Origin of the sequence: Spirobacillus cienkowskii, assembly GCF_037081835.1 — a bacterium.
Lineage (GTDB): Bacteria > Bdellovibrionota_B > Oligoflexia > Silvanigrellales > Silvanigrellaceae > Silvanigrella > Silvanigrella cienkowskii.
The window spans coordinates 2,570,226-2,589,592 of sequence record NZ_CP146516.1 but is presented as its reverse complement, the minus strand read 5'-3'; the positions used below and the strand labels follow the sequence as shown (position 1 = coordinate 2,589,592).

The 19,367-nt window shown below is 30.5% G+C and carries 16 protein-coding genes; 7 read left to right on the top strand and 9 right to left on the bottom strand.

Annotated features, from left to right (window positions below; all coding sequences use genetic code 11):
- Positions 1-3: 3 nt before the first annotated feature.
- The 5 genes from truB to prmC all read left to right on the top strand — a co-directional run bounded on the left by truB (position 4) and on the right by prmC (position 5,481).
- Entirely contained in the window at positions 4-963 is a 960-nt protein-coding gene (gene truB, locus Spiro2_RS11650; protein ID WP_338636005.1) for a tRNA pseudouridine(55) synthase TruB, read from the top strand.
- Positions 964-1,086: 123 nt separating this feature from the next.
- A complete protein-coding gene (locus Spiro2_RS11645) occupies positions 1,087-2,955 on the top strand; it encodes an FAD/NAD(P)-binding protein (RefSeq protein ID WP_338636004.1) in 1,869 nt (622 codons plus the stop codon).
- A 150-nt stretch (positions 2,956-3,105) separates the two neighbouring features.
- A complete protein-coding gene (rpmE, locus tag Spiro2_RS11640) occupies positions 3,106-3,324 on the top strand; it encodes a 50S ribosomal protein L31 (RefSeq protein WP_338636003.1) in 219 nt (72 codons plus the stop codon).
- Positions 3,325-3,451: 127 nt separating this feature from the next.
- Entirely contained in the window at positions 3,452-4,528 is a 1,077-nt protein-coding gene (prfA, locus tag Spiro2_RS11635; protein WP_338636002.1) for a peptide chain release factor 1, read from the top strand.
- Positions 4,529-4,533: 5 nt separating this feature from the next.
- Complete coding sequence (gene prmC, locus Spiro2_RS11630; RefSeq protein WP_338636001.1) at positions 4,534-5,481, top strand: peptide chain release factor N(5)-glutamine methyltransferase; 948 nt, start codon at positions 4,534-4,536, stop codon at positions 5,479-5,481.
- 7 nt (positions 5,482-5,488) lie between these two features.
- Here the strand turns inward: prmC and Spiro2_RS11625 are convergent, their stop codons facing one another.
- The 3 genes from Spiro2_RS11625 to Spiro2_RS11615 are packed head-to-tail and all read right to left on the bottom strand — an operon-like array spanning position 5,489 to position 7,538.
- The gene (locus Spiro2_RS11625; protein ID WP_338636000.1) at positions 5,489-6,178 is read right to left on the bottom strand and encodes a 4'-phosphopantetheinyl transferase family protein; all 690 of its coding nucleotides are present in this window, start codon (positions 6,176-6,178) and stop codon (positions 5,489-5,491) included.
- 23 nt (positions 6,179-6,201) lie between these two features.
- Positions 6,202-6,864: a lipoate--protein ligase family protein gene (locus Spiro2_RS11620; protein ID WP_338635999.1), complete on the bottom strand. Its 663-nt coding sequence runs from the start codon at positions 6,862-6,864 to the stop codon at positions 6,202-6,204.
- 2 nt (positions 6,865-6,866) lie between these two features.
- Positions 6,867-7,538, bottom strand: coding sequence for an HAD family hydrolase (locus Spiro2_RS11615; RefSeq protein WP_338635998.1), 672 nt, complete (start codon positions 7,536-7,538; stop codon positions 6,867-6,869).
- A gap of 172 nt (positions 7,539-7,710) precedes the next feature.
- Here Spiro2_RS11615 and fabF point away from each other — a divergent pair, with 172 nt between their 5' ends.
- The gene (gene fabF / locus Spiro2_RS11610; protein ID WP_338635997.1) at positions 7,711-8,946 is read left to right on the top strand and encodes a beta-ketoacyl-ACP synthase II; all 1,236 of its coding nucleotides are present in this window, start codon (positions 7,711-7,713) and stop codon (positions 8,944-8,946) included.
- 64 nt (positions 8,947-9,010) lie between these two features.
- Here the strand turns inward: fabF and Spiro2_RS11605 are convergent, their stop codons facing one another.
- Entirely contained in the window at positions 9,011-9,700 is a 690-nt protein-coding gene (locus tag Spiro2_RS11605) for a YjjG family noncanonical pyrimidine nucleotidase (RefSeq protein WP_338635996.1), read from the bottom strand.
- A 77-nt stretch (positions 9,701-9,777) separates the two neighbouring features.
- Here Spiro2_RS11605 and Spiro2_RS11600 point away from each other — a divergent pair, with 77 nt between their 5' ends.
- Positions 9,778-11,106 carry a putative Na+/H+ antiporter gene (locus Spiro2_RS11600; RefSeq protein WP_338635994.1) on the top strand — a complete coding sequence of 443 codons (1,329 nt, stop codon included), beginning with the start codon at positions 9,778-9,780 and terminating at the stop codon, positions 11,104-11,106.
- A 3-nt stretch (positions 11,107-11,109) separates the two neighbouring features.
- Here Spiro2_RS11600 and Spiro2_RS11595 read toward each other — a convergent pair whose 3' ends face one another.
- The 5 genes from Spiro2_RS11595 to Spiro2_RS11575 form a co-directional block, all read right to left on the bottom strand.
- Complete coding sequence (locus Spiro2_RS11595; protein WP_338635993.1) at positions 11,110-12,900, bottom strand: methyl-accepting chemotaxis protein; 1,791 nt, start codon at positions 12,898-12,900, stop codon at positions 11,110-11,112.
- A 101-nt stretch (positions 12,901-13,001) separates the two neighbouring features.
- On the bottom strand, positions 13,002-14,900 hold the full coding sequence (locus Spiro2_RS11590) for a chemotaxis protein CheB (RefSeq protein WP_338635992.1): 1,899 nt from the start codon (positions 14,898-14,900) through the stop codon (positions 13,002-13,004).
- A complete protein-coding gene (locus Spiro2_RS11585) occupies positions 14,897-17,008 on the bottom strand; it encodes a methyl-accepting chemotaxis protein (RefSeq protein WP_338635991.1) in 2,112 nt (703 codons plus the stop codon). The genes Spiro2_RS11590 and Spiro2_RS11585 overlap by 4 nt, the downstream gene beginning before the upstream one ends.
- Positions 17,005-17,496 carry a chemotaxis protein CheW gene (locus tag Spiro2_RS11580; RefSeq protein ID WP_338635990.1) on the bottom strand — a complete coding sequence of 164 codons (492 nt, stop codon included), beginning with the start codon at positions 17,494-17,496 and terminating at the stop codon, positions 17,005-17,007. Before Spiro2_RS11580 ends, Spiro2_RS11585 begins: the two co-directional genes overlap by 4 nt.
- Positions 17,483-19,210: a chemotaxis protein CheA gene (locus Spiro2_RS11575; protein WP_338635988.1), complete on the bottom strand. Its 1,728-nt coding sequence runs from the start codon at positions 19,208-19,210 to the stop codon at positions 17,483-17,485. Before Spiro2_RS11575 ends, Spiro2_RS11580 begins: the two co-directional genes overlap by 14 nt.
- Between the last annotated feature and the right edge of the window lie 157 nt (positions 19,211-19,367).

Here is a 19,367-nt window from a genome sequence, read left to right as displayed (position 1 = left end):
AGGATGCAAAATTTAGAAAATCTGTGTGGGCTTTTTTTAGTTGATAAAAGTCCAAATGTTACAAGTCATAAAGTTGTTTCTGTACTTCGCAAGACATTAAAAATTGATAAAATAGGTCATTTAGGCACTCTTGATCCATTTGCTACAGGATTATTGCCTGTTTTAATTGGTGGAGCAACTAAGTTATCTGATGAAATTATGGATGGCAAAAAACAGTACTTATTTACTGTTACTTTTGGTTCTGAAACAGACACTTTAGATAATTCAGGCAGAGTGCTAAAAACTAAAAATGTTCCTGCAGATTTTGTAACAAAAGCTGAAGAAATTATTTCTAGTTTTTTAGGAGTTATTGAACAGGTTCCTCCTGTATATAGCGCTCTAAAGATGAATGGCAAACCTTTATATGAATATATGCGTTCATTAGGTAAGCTACCAGAGGACATAGAAACTAAAAAAAGAAATGTTTTTATTGAAAAGCTTGAAATTCTGAGCTCTGACTTAGAAACGCAGAGTATGACTTTTCGTGTGTTATGCGGCAAGGGGACATATGTTCGTTCACTTGCTCGAGATATTGCGCTTGCTATTGATACAGTTGGACATTGTTCACAACTACGTAGAGAATTTGTAGAGCCTTGGAGTGTGAATGATGCCTTGTTGTTTACTGATGAGAAAATTTTAAATCCTAATTATATTAAATCAAAAATTATATCAGTTGAAGAGATGTTACCTCATATACCAGTTATTGTCGTTGATAGCGAATTTCAAAAATTTTTTAATTCTGGAAATGTAATGTATGTGAGTAAAAATCAGATTTTAAGTAGTTTTGATTTTTATGAAATTTCTCTTGAGAGAAGAAAGATATTTTTGAAAATAAAGGATGCTGAAGGCTTATTTTTAGCAGAAATAGAATTTCAAACAGAAATAATGCAGTTTAAAATTATGCCTAAGAAAAAATTAATTTAATTTTTGGTAATCTAATATATCTTAAAAACGACTTAACCCTAAAGAATTGATATTGCGTTCTTGTTTTTATCATAAATATTATTAATACTTAGAATAATATTTTTGGAAAGGAACGGAATCCTTATGAGTATTACAAGGCGTGATTTTATTAATGGTACTTCTATTGCAGTAGTTGCTGGATTAAGTCCAATTGATATTTTAAATGCAAAGTCTGGATCTAATTATTATCCACCTAGTTTAACAGGATTAAGGGGAAATCATCCTGGATCTTTTGAAAATGCCCATTTGCTAGGACGTGAAGGGAAAGATTTTCAAATTGATAATTTACCAATAAAAGAAAATTACGATTGCGTTATTGTTGGTGCAGGAATAAGTGGATTATCTGCAGCTCGATTTTATCAAAATAAATATGGTGAAAATTCTAAAATATTAATTATAGATAATCATGACGATTTTGGTGGTCATGCAAAGAGAAATGAATTTAAAGTTAATGGTAAATTTATATTGACTTATGGTGGTACTGAGTCTTTGCAATCTCCTAAGCATATATATAGTCAAAATGCCCTTAGTTTACTTAAAGATATTGCGGTTGATATAGATGAATTAGGAAAGTGTTTTAACCAAAAGTTTTACCCTAAAATGAAGTTAAGTCGTGGTGTTTTTTTTGATAAAGAAACTTTTGGACAAGATAAAATAGTTTCAGGCGATCCCTTTAGAACAGTTGCAGATGATATTGATCCTAAAGAATTGAATGGTAAAAAAATTGAAGATTTTTTTAATGAATTTCCATTGCCAAAATCAGATAAAAAATCTCTCATTGAATTGCATAAAAATCCTGTTAATTATTTACCAGGAAAAAATGATAAAGAAACAGAAGAATACTTATCAAAAATAAGTTATCAAGATTTTTTATTAAAAAATGTGAATTTAAGTAAGCTTGCTGTTGAGTATTTTTTGGGTAAATGTAAAGATTTTTGTGCTTTTGCGATTGATCTTTTACCGGCGTTTGATGCTCGTTCATTAGGCCTTCCTGGCTTTGATAAATTAAATTTACCACCTTTAGATGCAGAAGAGTTGGCTGAGCTGAATGATCCTTACATTTATCATTTTCCAGATGGTAATGCGAGTTTGGTCAGGCTTTTAGTAAGAAAAATGATTCCAAATGTAGCAACCGGCAATTCTATGCATGATATTGTTTTAGCGAAATTTGATTATTCTAAATTGGATTTGCCGCAAAATTTGGTGCGTTTACGGTTAAATACCACGGTGGTTGTCGCTAAAAATTTGGGGCATGGGGCGGTAGATATTGGATATGTAAATAGAAATGGAAAAATCCAACGAGTAAATTGTCGGCATGCCATAATGGCAGGCTATAATATGATGATTCCTTATATTGTTAAAGATCTTGAGCTAAATCAAAAGAAAGCTTTATCCTCAAACGTAAAATCCTGTATGGTTTATAGTAAAGTTGTCATTCGTAATTGGCGATCTTTTGTTAAATTAGGAGTGCATGAAGTGTATTGCCCTAAAATGCCATATGTGCGTGTTAAGCTTGATTATCCTGTAAATATTGGTGAATATAAGCATCCTAAAAATGTTGATGAGCCAATGTGTCTGCATATGACTTCCATTCCAATTGACGTGAATAGCAAGTTGGATGTCCGATCCGCATTTAGGGTTGCAAGATATAAGCTTTTGACAAGGCCATTTGCCGAATTTGAAAAAGAAATTAGAAGTCAATTACAAAGAATGTTTGGACCAGCTGGTTTTCGGCACGATAAAGATATTTTAGCAATTACAGTTAATCGTTGGTCGCATGGTTATTCGTACGAATATAACTCATTATTTGATAACTATGGCGTTACCGAAAAAATGATTGAACAATCACAACATAAGCATGGAAATATTGTGATTGCAAATTCTGATTCTTCTTGGTCGCCTTATACTCATACAGCGATTGATATGGCACATAGGGCTGTTGGACAGTTTTAATATATATTTTGAGATACAATACTGAGTTTAAAGTTGACTCTTAGCGCGGCATTTGCTACTAAATGCCATCCTGAGCTACAACCGCATAAGTGGTTGACGGCTTTCAAGCGAGGCGAACAAGCGTAAGCTATTATTATTTTTGAGGTTTTTATGAGAGAAAGCATTCATCCAAAATTTGGCCCATGCGAAGTCCATTGCGCTTGTGGTAGTACTTTTGAAACACGTAGTACAAAAAATATACTAAAAATAGAAACTTGCAATGTATGCCATCCATTCTGGACTGGTAAACATAAAGTTCTCGATACAGCTGGTCGTATTGAACGCTTTAATCGCAAGTATGCGGCAAAGGCAGCGCAAACAAGTAAGTAAATCCTTAATTTTACTTTATAAATGGGGGAGCACATCCAGTATTGGATGCTCCCTTTTTGCGTGTTAAACAAATACAAACGCCTTACATTTTGATTACTGCACCCTTTTTTGAAAATGGGATGAATTTATGATGTTACAGCTTGCTAAAATAGAGCGCCGATTTCTTGAACTAGAAAACCTTCTTTCGCAACCCGAAGTGATTGCTAACAATGCTGATTTTCGGAAGTTCAGTAAAGAGAGGGCTGACTTAGAAGAAACTGTGCGTCTTTATCGTGAGTTTAAAAAGCTAGAAGAGGATACAAAGTCTACAGAAGAGCTGCTTGCAGAAAGTTCTGGAGAACTTAAGGAAATGGCCTTTGAAGAGCTTAAAAGTTTAAGAACCCAGCATGAGGTACTTGAAAAAGAGCTTGCTATTCATTTACTCCCTAAAGATCCAAATGACAGTAAAAATGTTTTTCTTGAGATTCGTGCCGGTGCTGGCGGAGACGAGGCAAGCCTTTTTGCTGGGCAGTTATTTCGTGCGTATATGCGATATGCTGAACGCAGGCGCTGGAAAATAGAAATTATGTCTTTAAATGAAAATGAGTTAGGCGGCACTAAAGAAGTGATAGCGCTTATTGAAGGAGAAGGGGTTTACAGCGACCTCAAGTATGAAAGTGGAGTTCATCGCGTGCAAAGAGTTCCACAAACCGAGGCACAAGGGCGTGTGCATACATCGACTATTACAGTTGCTATATTGCCTGAGGCTGATGATGTGGATGTATCAATTAACGAAAATGATTTGCGCATAGATACCTATCGAGCCGGCGGTGCTGGTGGTCAGCACGTGAATAGAACAGATTCTGCTGTACGTATTACCCATATTCCAAGCGGTATTGTTGTTGCTTGTCAAGATGAGCGTTCGCAAATTAAAAACCGCTCAAAAGCAATGAAAATTTTACAGGCAAAGCTTCTTGAAATTGCAGAAATAGAAAAAGAAAAAGCGTTTTCTGAAGAGCGAAAAGCACAAGTTGGTAGAGGGGATCGCAGTGAGCGAATTCGTACCTACAATTTTCCGCAATCCCGTGTGACAGATCACAGAATCAATCATACAATTCATTCTATAGATGCTTTTATGGAAGGCGAGATTCAAGAAATGCTAACAATGTTGCGCCAGTATTATCAAGCTGAAGCACTAAAGTTACAAGCTCAGGGTAATGGTTAATAATAATGCCTGCAACCTCAGAACACAAAAAAATAGAGCCTGTTTGGAATATTCGTAATGTGTTAAACTGGACCACAAAAAGGTTTAAAGAAAGTGGTATAGAAACACCTCTTTTAGACACTCAGTTATTGCTAAGTCATGCATTAAATTTAACTAAAATTCAGCTGTATACAGATATTGAAAAGCCGTTAACTGAAGTTGAGCGAGCTATTTTCCGAGAACTTGTTAAAAAACGGCTATCTGGTGAGCCGGTTGCTTATTTATTAGCAGAAAAATATTGGCATGATTTAAAGCTTTACGTAGATAAACGGGTTTTAATTCCTAGGCCAGAAACAGAAACTCTGCTTGATTTTGTTTTACAAGTTTATAAGCATAAACAAAACACCCCTAAAGTTATTTTTGATTTTTGCACTGGTTCCGGATGTTTGGCTTTAGCTTTAGCAAAAGAGTTTCCTACAGCGCAGGTTATTGGAGTTGATATTTCGCAAGACGCTTTAAGTGTTGCTAAAATTAATGCAGAACGTAATGATGTAAAAAATGTTGAATGGATAAATGCTGATGTGTTGTGTGAAGAGTTATTTTTTGACCTAAAGACAAAGTTTGGTGCTGCTGATATTGTTGTTGCAAACCCGCCTTATGTAACCGAAAGCGAATGGCAAAGCTTAGATTTGTCGGTTAAAAATTATGAACCCAAAATTGCTCTTGTTTCTGAAAATGAGGGTATAAAATTTGGCCAGTGCATATTTAATAGTATTTTAAAATATGAATTGTTAAGTAAAGATAGTGTTTTTGCAATGGAGTTGGCTGAAAAACAACCTCATAAAGTGACAAAACAAAAATTGAAAATTATTAATATCAATCACCCATTATGGCAATTAACTAAAAATGAATGGTTTGCGCTGTGTGATTATGAAAACAAAGATCGATTTTTAATAAAGTTACAAGAGTTATAAAAACGTTTTAATTATTTAAATGCGTTATAATTGTATTGATTCTATCCTCTTGTAAATTATAATAGCCAATAAATTCGTTATTAAGATGTGGAATATTTTTAAGAATAATTTTAAAAGATTGATTGCATGAGTTAACTTCTAAAATTTCAGAATCATGAAAATCTAAATATTTATTTACTAATTTAAAAATACATTTAAATAAACTTTCTTTCGCAGAAAAAGAAAGTGTGTATATTATGTTTTCAGAAAAATTATTATTTTTTGAAATATTATTAAATTCATTTGAATTAATGATTATATTCCCAAGTTTTGTAAGGTTATCTCGGTTTAGTATTTTTTCGCTATCAATACCTATAAGTAAGTTTTTATTATTTGTAACTGCTGCTGCAGCATATTGTTTAGTATGAGTGATAGAACCATTAATATTGTCTGGCCATAATGGATATCTAAATTGAGGATGAGAATTGAGTTCCCAATTTTTAAATGAAAAATAATTTAATGCATGTTTTGCACAAACTCTTCCAGCAAGATATTCGGCTTTTCTTTTAGCGCAACTTTCAGAAACAGATTTTGGTAAATTGACGTTATATTCTGTAAAAAGTGAATCTGAATAGAGATCTAAATTGTAGTTGCAAGAAATTATTTTTATTTCTGTATTGTTTAGATTTGTAAAAGATGTTTCGGTTAAGTTTATCATTTTTTTATTCTTAATAAAATTTATTATGTTAAAATTTCTGTTTTAAAATAATCGACAACATGATCTGAAAAATAATTTTGACAATGAACCGCAAGTTCTCCAGTCGATAAAGGGCAGCCAATTTGTTGTATAGTTGTTAAAAAATTGTCATGGCTACGACCATTTCGATATTCGGGTTCACGAGAGGGATGTGCAAGAAGTTTTTCGATGAGTTGCATTTTTGGATTAACAAGTAAACTGCCTTGATAAACAAGTAAATGTTTTTTTCTAAAAATACTTGTTCCCGCAATTTTTTTATCTAAGTAACAGATATCACTAATGCCATTTTGTGCAAGATTATGACATCCTGCATTATGAAGAGCATCAATCCAAAGTTGGTTTATCATACGAAAGTATTTGTTATTTCCAAAAACATCTTTTGCGTAAAATGCAAAAGTAAGAATAAGACATCCTTCGCCAAGGACAACAGTGCCGCCACCACCTTTGCGGCGTAAAATTGGAATATTTTCTTTAGTACATTCTTGAACATTAACTTCTATTTCTGGTTTATTTGAGCTTGATAAAACAACAACGTCTTGTTTGGTTTCAAAAAAGCGAAACAAAAATGGTTGCTCTAAATTAAATGCATTTTTATATATAGGCCAATGTTTTTGTGGTAAATTTAATACCCAGTTATCCATCCACATAATTATGATTTCAATACGTTTAAAAGTTCAAGGTGATTAAGTTCTGCAACATATGGAGCTGTTGTTTTAAAACGTAGATTAAAGGGTGTTTTAATCCAAATTGCTTCACATTCTGCGGCCTGTGCGGCAAGCAATCCTCTTTCTGAATCTTCAATAACAATGACATCACATGGTAATAAATTTAACAGAGAGAGGGCTTTAAGGTAGAGGTCGGGCGCCGGTTTTTTTTGCATGCCAGGCTCAAGTCCAACAATTGAATCAATATTTTCTTCAACATGTTTATTTTGAGAAAGAATTAAGTTTATTTCTTTTGCAGGACTATTACTTGCAATTAAGTTTATTATTTTGTGATTTTTTATAATAGAAAGAATTTCTGGAATTGAATTAAATATTTTTGCTTGTTTATTAGATATAAAATTCCAATAATGCACTGCTTTATCTGCTCGAATATCTTCGGGATTACAATAAATTTTGTATTTTTCTATTTCTTTAGAGACACCTGCACCAGTATGTGTAAACGTTTCAAAATATTCGTGTTCGCTTAAAGTATGATTATATTTTAAAAATGCTTTCTCATATGCTAAAAAGTGGATGTGTTCTGAGTCACATAGGCACCCATCAAAATCCCAAAGTATCGCTTTTTTACTCATTATGATTTGTTTAAGATTTTTCATTTTGGTTGCGTTCCTTACTCAACGTGTATTACTTAGAAGTTGATTGCATTTGTTAGAACAAACCAGGTAAAGAATTACCTGGCGGATTGGATAGATAGCACGTTTACAAATGCAGAGCTAGCTAGTATTTGTGAAGACCTTTTTTTGTTTTAATGAGAGAGAGGTATTTTAAATGAGACGAGTTGTTGTTACAGGTCTTGGGATCATTTGTCCAATTGGCAATAATTTAGATGAATGCTGGGAAAATGCTATAGCTGGTCGAAGCGGTATTGGAAAATTAACTCGCTTTGAGCCGCCTGAGAACTGTGTCACCATTGCTGGGGAAGTTAAAAACTTTGACCCAACTCTTTACATGAATGAAAAAGAAGCAAAAAGAAATCAAAGATTTGTGCAATTGGCAGTTGCCGCTGCAAAAATGGCACTCGAAAACGCGGCGCTAAAAATTGATGAGCACAACCAAGACGAAATTGGTGTTTCTATTGGCGTTGGTGTTGGTGCTCTTGGTTATCTTGAGGATCAGTCTTTTATTGCAAGAACAAAAGGAATTAAAAGAGTTTCTCCTTTTACAATACCAGGATTTATTGGAAATATGGCAGCAGGTGTTGTGTCGTTAGAAACTAGAGCAAAGGGACCTAATATTTGTGCTGCAACAGCGTGTTCTAGTGGTGCGCATTCTATTGCTGATGGAATGATGTACATACAAACAGGTCGCGCCAAGGCAATGATATGCGGTGGCGCAGAGTCAGCATTAAGCTTGGTATCGTTTGCTGGTTTTGGACAAATGAAAGCGTTGTGTGCTGATTTTGCCGACACACCAGAAAAAGCGTCTCGCCCATTTGATAAAGATAGAAGTGGTTTTGTTATGGGTGAAGGAGCTGGAATTCTCATTTTAGAAGATTATGAGTATGCGGTTGCTCGAGGTGCAAATATTATTTGTGAATTTGCAGGCTTTGGTGCTTCTGGAGATGCTTACCATTTTACATCACCCGCTCCTCATGGCGAAGGAGGAGCGCGTGCCATGCAACAAGCTTTGGCCTCTTCTGGACTTAAGTTAGAAGATATTGATTATATCAATGCACATGGCACATCCACTGAGCTGAATGATTTGTGTGAAACGCAAGCGATTAAATCTGTTTTTAAGGAGCATGCTTATAAATTAAACGTAAGTTCTACTAAAAGCATGACAGGGCATTTGTTAGGTGCTGCAGGAGGCATTGAGGCGGTATTTTCTGTGATGTCAATTAAAACAGGCGCTATTCCACCAACAATAAATTTAGAGAATCCAGGTGAAGGGTGCGATTTGAATTACACTCCAACTCCTTTAAAAAAGGAAATTAAAGCAGTACTTTCTAATTCGTTTGGTTTTGGTGGAACCAATGTTTCTTTGGCCTTTCGTAAAATTTTGTGAACACTCAATTCACTCTTGCGCCTCAAAATGCAAGATGGGAGCTTTGAGTCGTATTTAAAATAAATCAATAGACTAATTTTTTAAGTTGGATGAGTTCATTTATTGTATATTTGGGTTGAATATCCATTTTGGGTGCTCCCCCATGTTTATGAAACCAGCAAGAATCAATTCCTGCTCTATTAGCGCCTAGAATATCGGCATTGAGATTGTCTCCCACCATGAGAACTTTATTTTTAGGGATATGTTGAAATTGATTGAGTGCAATTTCAAAAATTTGTGGTTGAGGTTTTCTTACGCCAACTTCTTCTGAGACTATAATTGAGTCAATAAATTCTGAAATCTCTGATTCCCTAATTCGTTTTTTTTGCACTTCGCTAAAACCGTTAGTTATAATGCCAATATTTATGCCGGCAGATTTTAGAAATTTACAAATTTCTAAAGCATTGGGTAATAACGTTGTGCTTTGTGAAATTTTTTGCATATAGTACTCATCGAATTTACTAGGATCTTGAGGAATGCTGTGTTTTTCAAATATTTTTTTAAATCTTAGTACTCTTAAGCTTTCTAAGCTAACATGACCTTGTTCTAAATTATTCCAGAGTTCTTTATTGATCTTTTTATAATCTGAATAAAGAATATCAATATGGAAGTTAATTTTAAAATGCGCAACCGCGTTTTTAAAAGCAATTTCTTGAGATTTGGTAAAGTCGAACAAGGTATCGTCTGCGTCGAAAAAAATGAGAGAATATTTCATAAATTAAACCCTTAAGTGTAGATAGGGAAACTTAACATGGCAAAGTTTTTTAGCAATCGCAAGGAAAGTTTTAAAAGATGTCATTAAATTGTCCAGAAAAAATTTCTATTATCCAAGACCTTCTCCAAAACGCCACAATCACTTATTCAGCAACTGCATTGTTTGTATGCGCTGTTTTGCACACATTTTGTTGCAGCCGGATTGTTGCCTTAGCTCATAAATGCAAAAAAGGTTCAGTTTCAGAAAAATTACTTCACTTTTTAGGTGAGGTAGAAGTTGTTTTTGGGTTTTGGGCTTTTGTGTTTTTAGCATTGCTTTCTATTTTATTAGGAATCAATACTTCTATTAACTATTTAAATGCAATAGACTTTAAAGAGGCTGTATTTGTATTTATAATAATGTGTATGTCTGCTACAAAACCAGTTTTATTTTTAGCAGAAAGAGGAATAAATACTTTAGCAAAATTTTTTGCTAAGATTTTATTTTTAAATCAAAGAATTGCATTATTTTGTTGTATTTATATTTTTGGTTGTTTAACCGGTTCTTTAATTACTGAACCCGTTGCAATGACTGTTTGTGCAATATTATTGTATGAACATTTTTTTACTAAGACAGATAATGCCAAATTTAAATATGCCATGCTTGGTCTTTTGTTTGTAAATATTTCGATAGGTGGAACATTAACACACTTTGCAGCGCCCCCCGTCTTAATAGTTGCAGGAGTGTGGGAGTGGGATCTTTTATTTATGTTTAAGAATTTTGGTTGGAAATCCGCAGTAGCAGTATTTTTAAGTACAATTTTAACAGTTTTTTATTTTAGACAAGATATTGTAGCTACTGCGAAATTGGATAAATTTAAAGAAGGTAAACAAAGAACCCCTTACTGGATTGTATTTGTGAATGTTTTATTCTTAATTATGTGCATTATTTATCATAGTTATATATCTTTTTTGGTTCCATTATTTTTATTATTTATAGGATGGTTTGAAGTTACTAAAGAATATCAAAATCCACTTAAAGTGAGAGAAAGTTTACTTGTAGGTTTTTTTCTTGGAGGGATCGTTACTTTAGGAGGTTTACAGCAATGGTGGTTGATTCCTGTTGTCAATAATCTCAATCCTTCAACGCTATTTTTGGGAGCTACAGGGCTGACTGCAATTACTGATAATGCTGCTTTAACGTATTTAGGAACTTTAGTACCTGATTTATCGAATGCTATGAAATACTCGTTGGTTGCAGGTGCGGTTGCTGGTGGTGGCTTAACGGTTATTGCAAATGCACCTAACCCAATTGGTTATGGAATTTTAAATAAAACTTTGGGTCAAGATGGCATCAGTCCATTGTATTTATTTTTAGGAGCATTGCCTTATACTATCATTGCAATTTGTTGTTTAATGTTTTTATAAACTTTATTTAAAAAGTTTTTTGTTATCAATTTGGACTGATTTACTGATTTCTTCTAAATTGTTATTCTTTTCTATCTCATTTGATTCTTGCTGCTTTTTTTTGTTAAATTTATCGACTATAAAAGAAGCAAGTTTCTTTTTATTTAAATAACTTGAGTTACCTTCTGTTTTAGAATGCGAGTGATTTTTCAACTTTTTAGATTTAAATGAGCTATTTTCTAAATTTTCTATGTCAAAATAATAATTTTTATCTTTATGTTTTTTCTTGTCAATTTTTTTATTGTTTTTTCCTTTAAGAATAATATTTAATTCTTTTTTAATGTTGCTTAAAATTTTAGCTTCATTCATAAGTACTTCACTTAAGTTGTTATTTTCAATTGCTAATTCTTTGTTATTAATTGTCTCAGTATTCATCTGATTCAATGCAACAGATGCTTGCTGAATTCCTGTTTCTTGTTCTTTTGAAGCAGTTTCAATATTAGAAATTTTAGTGGAGATACTAGAAATTGAAGATGCTATTTTGGAAAAACTTTCAATAGCATGATGACTGACATACTCTCCGCTTTTTACAGTTTCTGAAGTGCTATTGATGATATCAAGAACTCTACCAGACGACGTCTTGAGCAATTCTCTGATTTCTCCCGCTGCATTGCCGCTAAGAGTTGCAAGATTTGAAACTTCATTCGCTACGACAGAAAATCCTTTACCATGTTGGCCTGCACGTGCGGCTTCTATAGAAGCATTGACTGCGAGGAGTTGTGTTTTAAAAACAATGTCATTTATCACATTTGTTTTTCCATTAATGTCATCAATTATTTTCACTATATCTTGAAGATGGTTGTTTGCATTAGAAATTTTTGACATTGATATTGAAAGTTGCTGCATGATTTCAGAACCTTCATTTGAATAAATCAAGACTTCTTTTGCTGAATTGGATGTATCTATCGTATTTTTTGTTGTTTGCGCAAGCATAGAGGTTATTTCTGAAATAGAACTTACAGAAGTATGAATAGCCGAAGATGTTTGGCTTGAAGAATCTGACATTTTTTTAGAAATTTCATTTAAACTAAAAACACTATTTTTAATATTTATAGTTGATTTATTGAGTTTATTTTTAATGATTTCTATATCTTTTGTGATAAACAATAAAATATAAGGAAGAACTATAAAAATTAGAAAACCAAAAATAAATGCAAATAAGTATAAAAAAATGCTTGCAAGATTTCCCATTTTTTCAGATAGCATTTTTTCAGTTAAATTTTTTTCATCAATATATTTAAATCTAATTTTATCAAGATAATTGCTAGCATTTTCTTTGCTTTTATCTATTGATTTATCAAATTTTTCAAGTGAATTTAGTGTCTTGGAACCAGAATCAATAAAACTAATAAGCGAATATACCCCAGAAAAAAGAGATTTTGTTTCACTAATAGCAATATTAGAATCAGCAATAATTTGGGGGTCTGTGATTTTTTTACTTACTTTGTTTGATACTTTTATAAAACTAGCTTCTGACTTTTTAACTTTTTCTATTCTTTCTGGAGAAACACGATTATTATTAATGTTATTTGCTCTTTCAACAATAATATCCATAGCAGCTAAGTTGGCATCTTCAAGATAGATTTGATAATCTTGAAAATCCCAAATGTTAGAAAATATTTCATTTTGTTTATTATTTAAATAAAGAATATCTTGGTATTTGACATACAGAAAGATACCACTTACTAAAAATGAAATGCTAATTAAACCAATGAGAATAAATAATTTAGTGTTTAATCCAAAACTAAGTTTCATTTTGCGTTCCTATAAAGATAATTTTTATTCTTTATTTTTAAAAACTAACTAAACTGTTTTCGGAAAATTTATATGTAACTTTAGTAAATTAAATAGGAAAATTAGACTTTAAGCTTTTCTAATATTTGACGAATTTCCATTAAATCTCCGCTATAGCGGCTTGCTCCAATGAGTTCTGCTTCCCTTGGCATTCCATAAATGACACACGAATTTTTGCTTTGGGTGATTGTTAAGCATCCATTTTGCATAAGGCTTAATAAGCCTTGCGCTCCATCATCTCCCATACCTGTAAGAATTATGCCTACACCTTTTGCTTTAGTATGGGCGAGTGATTGAAATAATTTATTGATTGATGGGCGTAGTTCGTTTTGCGGTGGTGAGTTATCAGGTTCGGCTCTTAACTCACCTGGAGTTCCTTTAATAATTAAATGATAATCATCATCTGCCAAGTAAAGATGACCTTTTTTAAGTATTGGCCTGTTTTTTGGCGATTCAAAGCTTAAATTAGAAATCGTTTTTAATTTATTGATAAATTCATTTGAAAAATTATAAGGTATATGTTGAACTATTAAAATAGGAGGAAAATTTTTTGGAACATTTTTTAGTAAAATTTCTAAAGCTTGAGTTCCTCCAGTACTGCAGCCGATTGCAATAAATTCTGGTCGTAGTTTTTCAAAAAAATGTCGCATTATTTTTTTAGTTTCTAAAATATTATCTTCTTTATATGATGACAATGCAGATGATTCATGATTAAAAGATTTTAATAAATTTTTAACATAAAGTATGATCTGATTAATATCTGATTTGCAATTTCTACAATCTAAAATATCACTAAATATTTGATTTTCAAAGTAATTGACTTTTGAGCTTTTAAACTCATCCTCCTTAGAAAATAAGCATTGAATAATAAATATATTTTTATTTTTTTGTGAATAATTATGTAAAAAATATAATAATTCTGGATTTTTTGAGTCTATATCAATTAATAAAATTTTTAATTTATTATAGTTATTTATTTGTTTGAGATCATTAATATTATTTATTAGGTTAGAATTTTTTAAAATTACTAATATTTTATCAAAAATTATTTGCTTTTCACTCTGTTTTGAAGCTGAGTATATAACAATTTCATAATTTAAATTTTCAGGAACACTGGTTTGAGACGATTTAAGTTTGTAAAATGAATTTCCTGTGTTTATAAGATTATATAATTTTTCATCAATTTTTTCGCTATGCCCAAGGCAAATTATTCCGTTGTCATTTAGTTTTGCAATAAAGTTATTTATAATTTTATTAATTGTTTCATGATTAAAATAAATAAATAAGTTTCTGCAAATAATGATATTAAATTTATTTGTTTTTAAATTAAATGTATTAAAATTAAGTAAATTTTCATTTCTAATATCACCCGAAATAAATGAGCAGTTTTTTCTTATCTCTTTGCTAATTGCAAAATAATCTTTGGCTTCATTTTTACCAAAAAGTAAATATTTATGATAATTTTCTGGAATGTTTTTTATTCCTGATTTATGATAAACAGCATTTTTGCATTTTTCTATAGATAATGAGTCTATATCGGTTCCTATTATTTCGTAATTTAAAGAAGGAAATTCTCCTTTTATGGTTTCTAAAATAAAACCAAGTGAATAAACTTCTTCACCAGTTGAACAAGGAGCAGACAATATTCTAATATTGTTTATATTAAATTTCTTTATTAAATTTATAACTTCAAATTTTATTAATGTAAAATGGTTCGACTCCCTAAACCAGTGTGTAGTATGCACTGTTATTGAAGATAAAAAGTTTTTAAATTCATTCTCATTTTCATTTATATATTGTAAATAGTCTTCCAAACTCGTACTTTTTGTTTGAAACATTCTTTGCTTGGTGCCTTCTAAAATGTAATTTTTAATTTGGTCACTACCCGAGCTTATTCCTGTTATTTGTTGTGAAATTTCTAGAATTATTTCAATTTCTTCTTCACTAAATATTAAGCTCATTTGTTTTCATTTTCATCATTTCTAGTAAATAAATCATTGTTATCAGCATTAATTGATTTTGATTTATTTTGGGTTGTTTTAGAATTATTATTGTTTTTATTGATATTAAAATATAATCTATTATTTTTTGGATTATTATTAATTTTGTCTTTATTTTTTAATATTCTTTTTGATTCATTTTTAATTTTTCCTAATACTAATATTTGAATTATATTTAGCATTTGTTCTACAAAATTTCCTTGTTTAATTAACGATTTTGAATGTTTATTTGTTTTTACTGATGAGGCTTCGTTTTGCTTTGTTGCTTGATCCATTTTAGACATTGCATTTAGAACTTGTTGAACGCCCAATTGCTGTTCTTTTGTTGCTTCTGAAATACTTTTTAATCTTTCATTTATACTTTTTATTTCTTTAGAAATTATTAAAAATTCTTTTGATGCAAAAGTAGAGATTTCTTGAGCGTCTGCAACTTTTTTTGATGTTATATCAACAATATTAAATACTTGTTTTTGGCTTTCTTGTAACAAAATTTGAATTTCTTTTGCTGCATTTCCACTTGTTAATGCTAGATTTCCCACTTCTTCTGCAACGACAGAAAAGCCTTTACCATGTTGACCGGCTCGTGCCGATTCTATCGATGCGTTAATAGACAATAGTTGGGTTTTAAAAACAATATCATTAATAATTGATGTTTTATTTGTAACTTCCGAAAAAATTCTGGCCATGTTTTTTAAATCAGTATTAGATTTTTCTATTTCTTCCATAGAACTAGTAAGCTTTTCCATAGTAATATTTCCTCTAATTGTTTTGTCATTAACAATAGAGGTATTTGTGCTACATTCTTTAACGTGATTGACGGTTTGTGCAATCATGCTTGAAATTTCGCTCATTGCGCTAACACTTTGATGCATGGCTTCTGATTGAGACTCGGTGGCGCCCATCATTTTTTTTGAAGAATGATGTAGTTTTTTTCCTGTTATAAATGTTTTTCCAGCAGAATATTGCAGATTCTTTATAATATGGATAAATTTTTTATTTATTGCAGTTAAAATAATGTAAAATGCAATGAGCGATATTAATCCAGTAGATATTATTGCATAAATAAATTTATTTTTGAGTTCGTTAATTTGACTAAAAAACAAATTTTTTTCTGATTCAATTAAAACTGTCCAGTTAATTGAAGGAATCCATTTGGATGAATAAATATTAAAATATCCAGTTATCATATTATTTTTATTTTCAATATTAGTAGAATAAAATACACCTTTTTTTTGTTTTTGAATGAAATTTACAGATTCTATGTTTTTTTCAAAATAATTGATTTTATTAAGAATATCAAAATTTCTAATATATTCGCCAGAAATTTCTGATTTTTTATCATACTCTGAAATAATCAATCCACTATTGTTTACTAATTTAATTATAGAATGAGGATGACCTTGTTTAGCAATTTCATTATGAACAAGTTTTATTTCATTTTCTATATAAGAAAAATTAGCTCTATTTGTAATAACTCCAATAATTTTTCCAAATTTATTATACACAGGAGCACTGTAACTATTTGAATATGCATTTTTCTCATATACACTGTGTATAATTTTATCTTCAGAAGGATTTTCAAAATAGGTGCCAAAAAAATTGTTTTCTTTGTCTTCTGTAAATTTTTTTTCTAATACATTTGTAAACCAAGATTCTTTAGAAAAATTTAATTTTTTTAAATTTTCATATTTTATAAGCCTATTCTCTTTGTCTACCGTATTTGAAGCAATATAATTTCCATTTAAATCAACAAATAGAATAACATCATATATTCCATAAAGAATGCAATATTTATTTAATATTTCTTGCATTTTTATAATATTATTTTCTTGCAGAACTGGATTAATTGCAAAAGCTTGGACGTCGCCATAGCGTTCATAAAATTGCGCAGCAATAGCATTGCCAAGATTAACTGAACTAGATTCTAAAATATATTCCATTTTTTTCATTAAATCATTATTATTCTTAGATTGCTGTAAAATTGAAAAAACGCATAAGAATAATAAAATTGTAGTAAATAATAAAATAATTTTTGCTCTTAAAGAGAGATGAAATTTTTTAAAAATCATATTGATTCCTTAATTTCATTATTATGTATATTGGCATCAGCTATTTCTTGTCTATCTACTATAGAAAACAAATCAATAACTGTAATAATATTGTCTTTAAATTGGTACATACCAATAATGTGATCATTTGGAATTTTTGATTCAATTTTAGGTTTTTGATATTTTTCTACTAAATTGAGTTGAAAGACTCCTTCGAGCTTATCAGTTAAGACAGCAATTGCGCCAGATGAAGTATTAAAAACTATCATTGCAGAGTTTTTTTGCACTTCTTCAACTATTGGGTAACCAAATTTTATTCTTAAATCTATTGCTCCAATTATTTCGCCACGCACATTAATCACTCCCAAGTATGAATCAATGGTATTTGGAACCGGCTTAGCCTCTTGTTTTTCTATAACTTCTCTTACTTGGAGGAGTTGGGTGCCATACATTTCTTCATTTAAGCTAAAAACAAGATATAAATCTTTATTTTCTTCATTTATGCTCAATTTCATTTCTCCTTAATTCAATATTAAGAATTTGTGTTTTTGGAAGAATTATTTGTTTGATAAGTTCTATAAGACTTAAGATAAATGCAGGTTCGCCATTTGGAAGAACTGCGGAACCTATATAATATTTTATATCATTAAATTTTTCGCTTTTTTTTCTAACTACAATGCTTTCTATTCCATATAGTTCATCAATTTCAAAAGCATAATGACTATCTTGATGGTTTGTGACTAACGCAATTTTATTTGTGTTGTTATCTTGGCCGCTTTTTAAATTATTTGGTAAGTATTTTGATAATGTTTTAATAATTATTGGAAATTCTCGCAATAATGCAATATTTTCACTATTTGTAACATGATCAACTTTTATTTTTGTTAAATCTAAAACTTCTTTAATTTCTGTAATTGGAATAACGTAATTAAGTCCATCAACTTTGATTGTTAGTACTTCTATGATTGAGAGATTTGAGGGTAAATGGAATTCAAAGCAAGTTCCTTTATTTATTTCGCTTGTTATATGAACAAATCCACCAATATCATTGAGAGCTTGATTTACCACATCTAAACCAACACCTCTTCCAGATACCTCTGTGATTGACTCTGCAGTAGAAAATCCTGGTTTAAAGAGAAGTTGATAAACTTCTTGTTCACTTAATTCTTCATCTCCATTGATAATCTTTTTTTCTGCAGCTTTTGCATAAATTTTATCGCGGTCAATTCCTTTTCCATCATCTTGAATTGAAATGACAACATCATTTATGTTTTGTTTAGCAGAAAGTAATATTTTTGACTTAATTGGTTTATTTTTATTTGCTCGTTCTTCGCTTTTTTCTAAACCGTGATCGACTGCATTTCTAATTACATGAACAAATGGATCAACTATATTTTCTATTATATTTTTATCTAGTTCAACTTCAGAACCTTCAATATTAATTTCTAGATCTTTTCCTTGTTGTCGTGCTAAGTCCTTTGCAGTTCTCTCAAGACGTTGAAAAAGTGTTTGTAAATTAATCATTCTTAGTGAAAAAACATTAGTCTGTAAATTTTTAATTATTTTGTCACTTATTTGAACAGAATTTTTGAATGATTTTGAATTGTATGAATCAGTGGAGCTGCAATGCGATATCACTGCATGATGAGTGCATAATTCGCTGATATATTCTATTATTATATCAATTTTATTAGCGGGTATTCTAATTGAATCTGCTTTTATATTTTTTTTACTTGGATTAGAATTGCTATTTTCGTTATTGTTAGAAGTTGTGTTTTTCGATCCCGTAGAAGTAGAAATTATTTCATAACTTTGTGAAATAGCATCACTACTTTTACTGATAACTTGTTCAATTACAAAATTAATATCATTTAAGTCAGAAGGAATAAAATTTGTATCAGAGTCAAGTTTTGTACACCAATATTCCATAAAAGCATGGCATTTTAAAAACAGTGAAACATATTCGTTTTTAAATTGTTTTTTACCATCTCTTAAAAGAGTAATAAAATCTTCTACTTTATGAATAAATGACGCAAAATTGTTTAAATTTACAGATTTAGCTGATCCTTTTAAGTTGTGGGCGTACCTAAATAATGTAGTAAATTCTTCTTGATTTGGATTTTTTTCAATTTCTAAACAGGTTTTTTCCCACTTTTCTAAAGTTTCTTTAGCTTCTTCTAAAAATATTTTTGTAAAATCTATATTATTTGTAAAATCTTCCATCGTTTTATCCAAGTTGCAATATCGTACAAGTTATAACGTAACAAATTATATAAATTTTCGGATTATTTAATTTTTTTTAAAGGAAAAATTGCTTGCTTTTATTAATTCTCAATTTTATAGTATTTTTTATGTGTTTTTATAATAATGTAACAGATTT

Bases quoted from the DNA above. Each gene is read 5' to 3' on its own strand.
- prmC (WP_338636001.1), top strand. From the start codon at position 4,534: ATGCCTGCAACCTCAGAACACAAAAAAATAGAGCCTGTTTGGAATATT.
- rpmE (WP_338636003.1), top strand. From the start codon at position 3,106: ATGAGAGAAAGCATTCATCCAAAATTTGGCCCATGCGAAGTCCATTGC.
- Spiro2_RS11590 (WP_338635992.1), bottom strand. From the start codon at position 14,900: ATGAGCTTAATATTTAGTGAAGAAGAAATTGAAATAATTCTAGAAATT.
- Spiro2_RS11595 (WP_338635993.1), bottom strand. From the start codon at position 12,900: ATGAAACTTAGTTTTGGATTAAACACTAAATTATTTATTCTCATTGGT.
- prfA (WP_338636002.1), top strand. From the start codon at position 3,452: ATGATGTTACAGCTTGCTAAAATAGAGCGCCGATTTCTTGAACTAGAA.
- Spiro2_RS11615 (WP_338635998.1), bottom strand. From the start codon at position 7,538: ATGAAAAATCTTAAACAAATCATAATGAGTAAAAAAGCGATACTTTGG.
- Spiro2_RS11575 (WP_338635988.1), bottom strand. From the start codon at position 19,210: ATGGAAGATTTTACAAATAATATAGATTTTACAAAAATATTTTTAGAA.
- fabF (WP_338635997.1), top strand. From the start codon at position 7,711: ATGAGACGAGTTGTTGTTACAGGTCTTGGGATCATTTGTCCAATTGGC.
- Spiro2_RS11625 (WP_338636000.1), bottom strand. From the start codon at position 6,178: ATGATAAACTTAACCGAAACATCTTTTACAAATCTAAACAATACAGAA.
- Spiro2_RS11600 (WP_338635994.1), top strand. From the start codon at position 9,778: ATGTCATTAAATTGTCCAGAAAAAATTTCTATTATCCAAGACCTTCTC.
- truB (WP_338636005.1), top strand. From the start codon at position 4: ATGCAAAATTTAGAAAATCTGTGTGGGCTTTTTTTAGTTGATAAAAGT.
- Spiro2_RS11585 (WP_338635991.1), bottom strand. From the start codon at position 17,008: ATGATTTTTAAAAAATTTCATCTCTCTTTAAGAGCAAAAATTATTTTA.
- Spiro2_RS11620 (WP_338635999.1), bottom strand. From the start codon at position 6,864: ATGTGGATGGATAACTGGGTATTAAATTTACCACAAAAACATTGGCCT.
- Spiro2_RS11605 (WP_338635996.1), bottom strand. From the start codon at position 9,700: ATGAAATATTCTCTCATTTTTTTCGACGCAGACGATACCTTGTTCGAC.
- Spiro2_RS11645 (WP_338636004.1), top strand. From the start codon at position 1,087: ATGAGTATTACAAGGCGTGATTTTATTAATGGTACTTCTATTGCAGTA.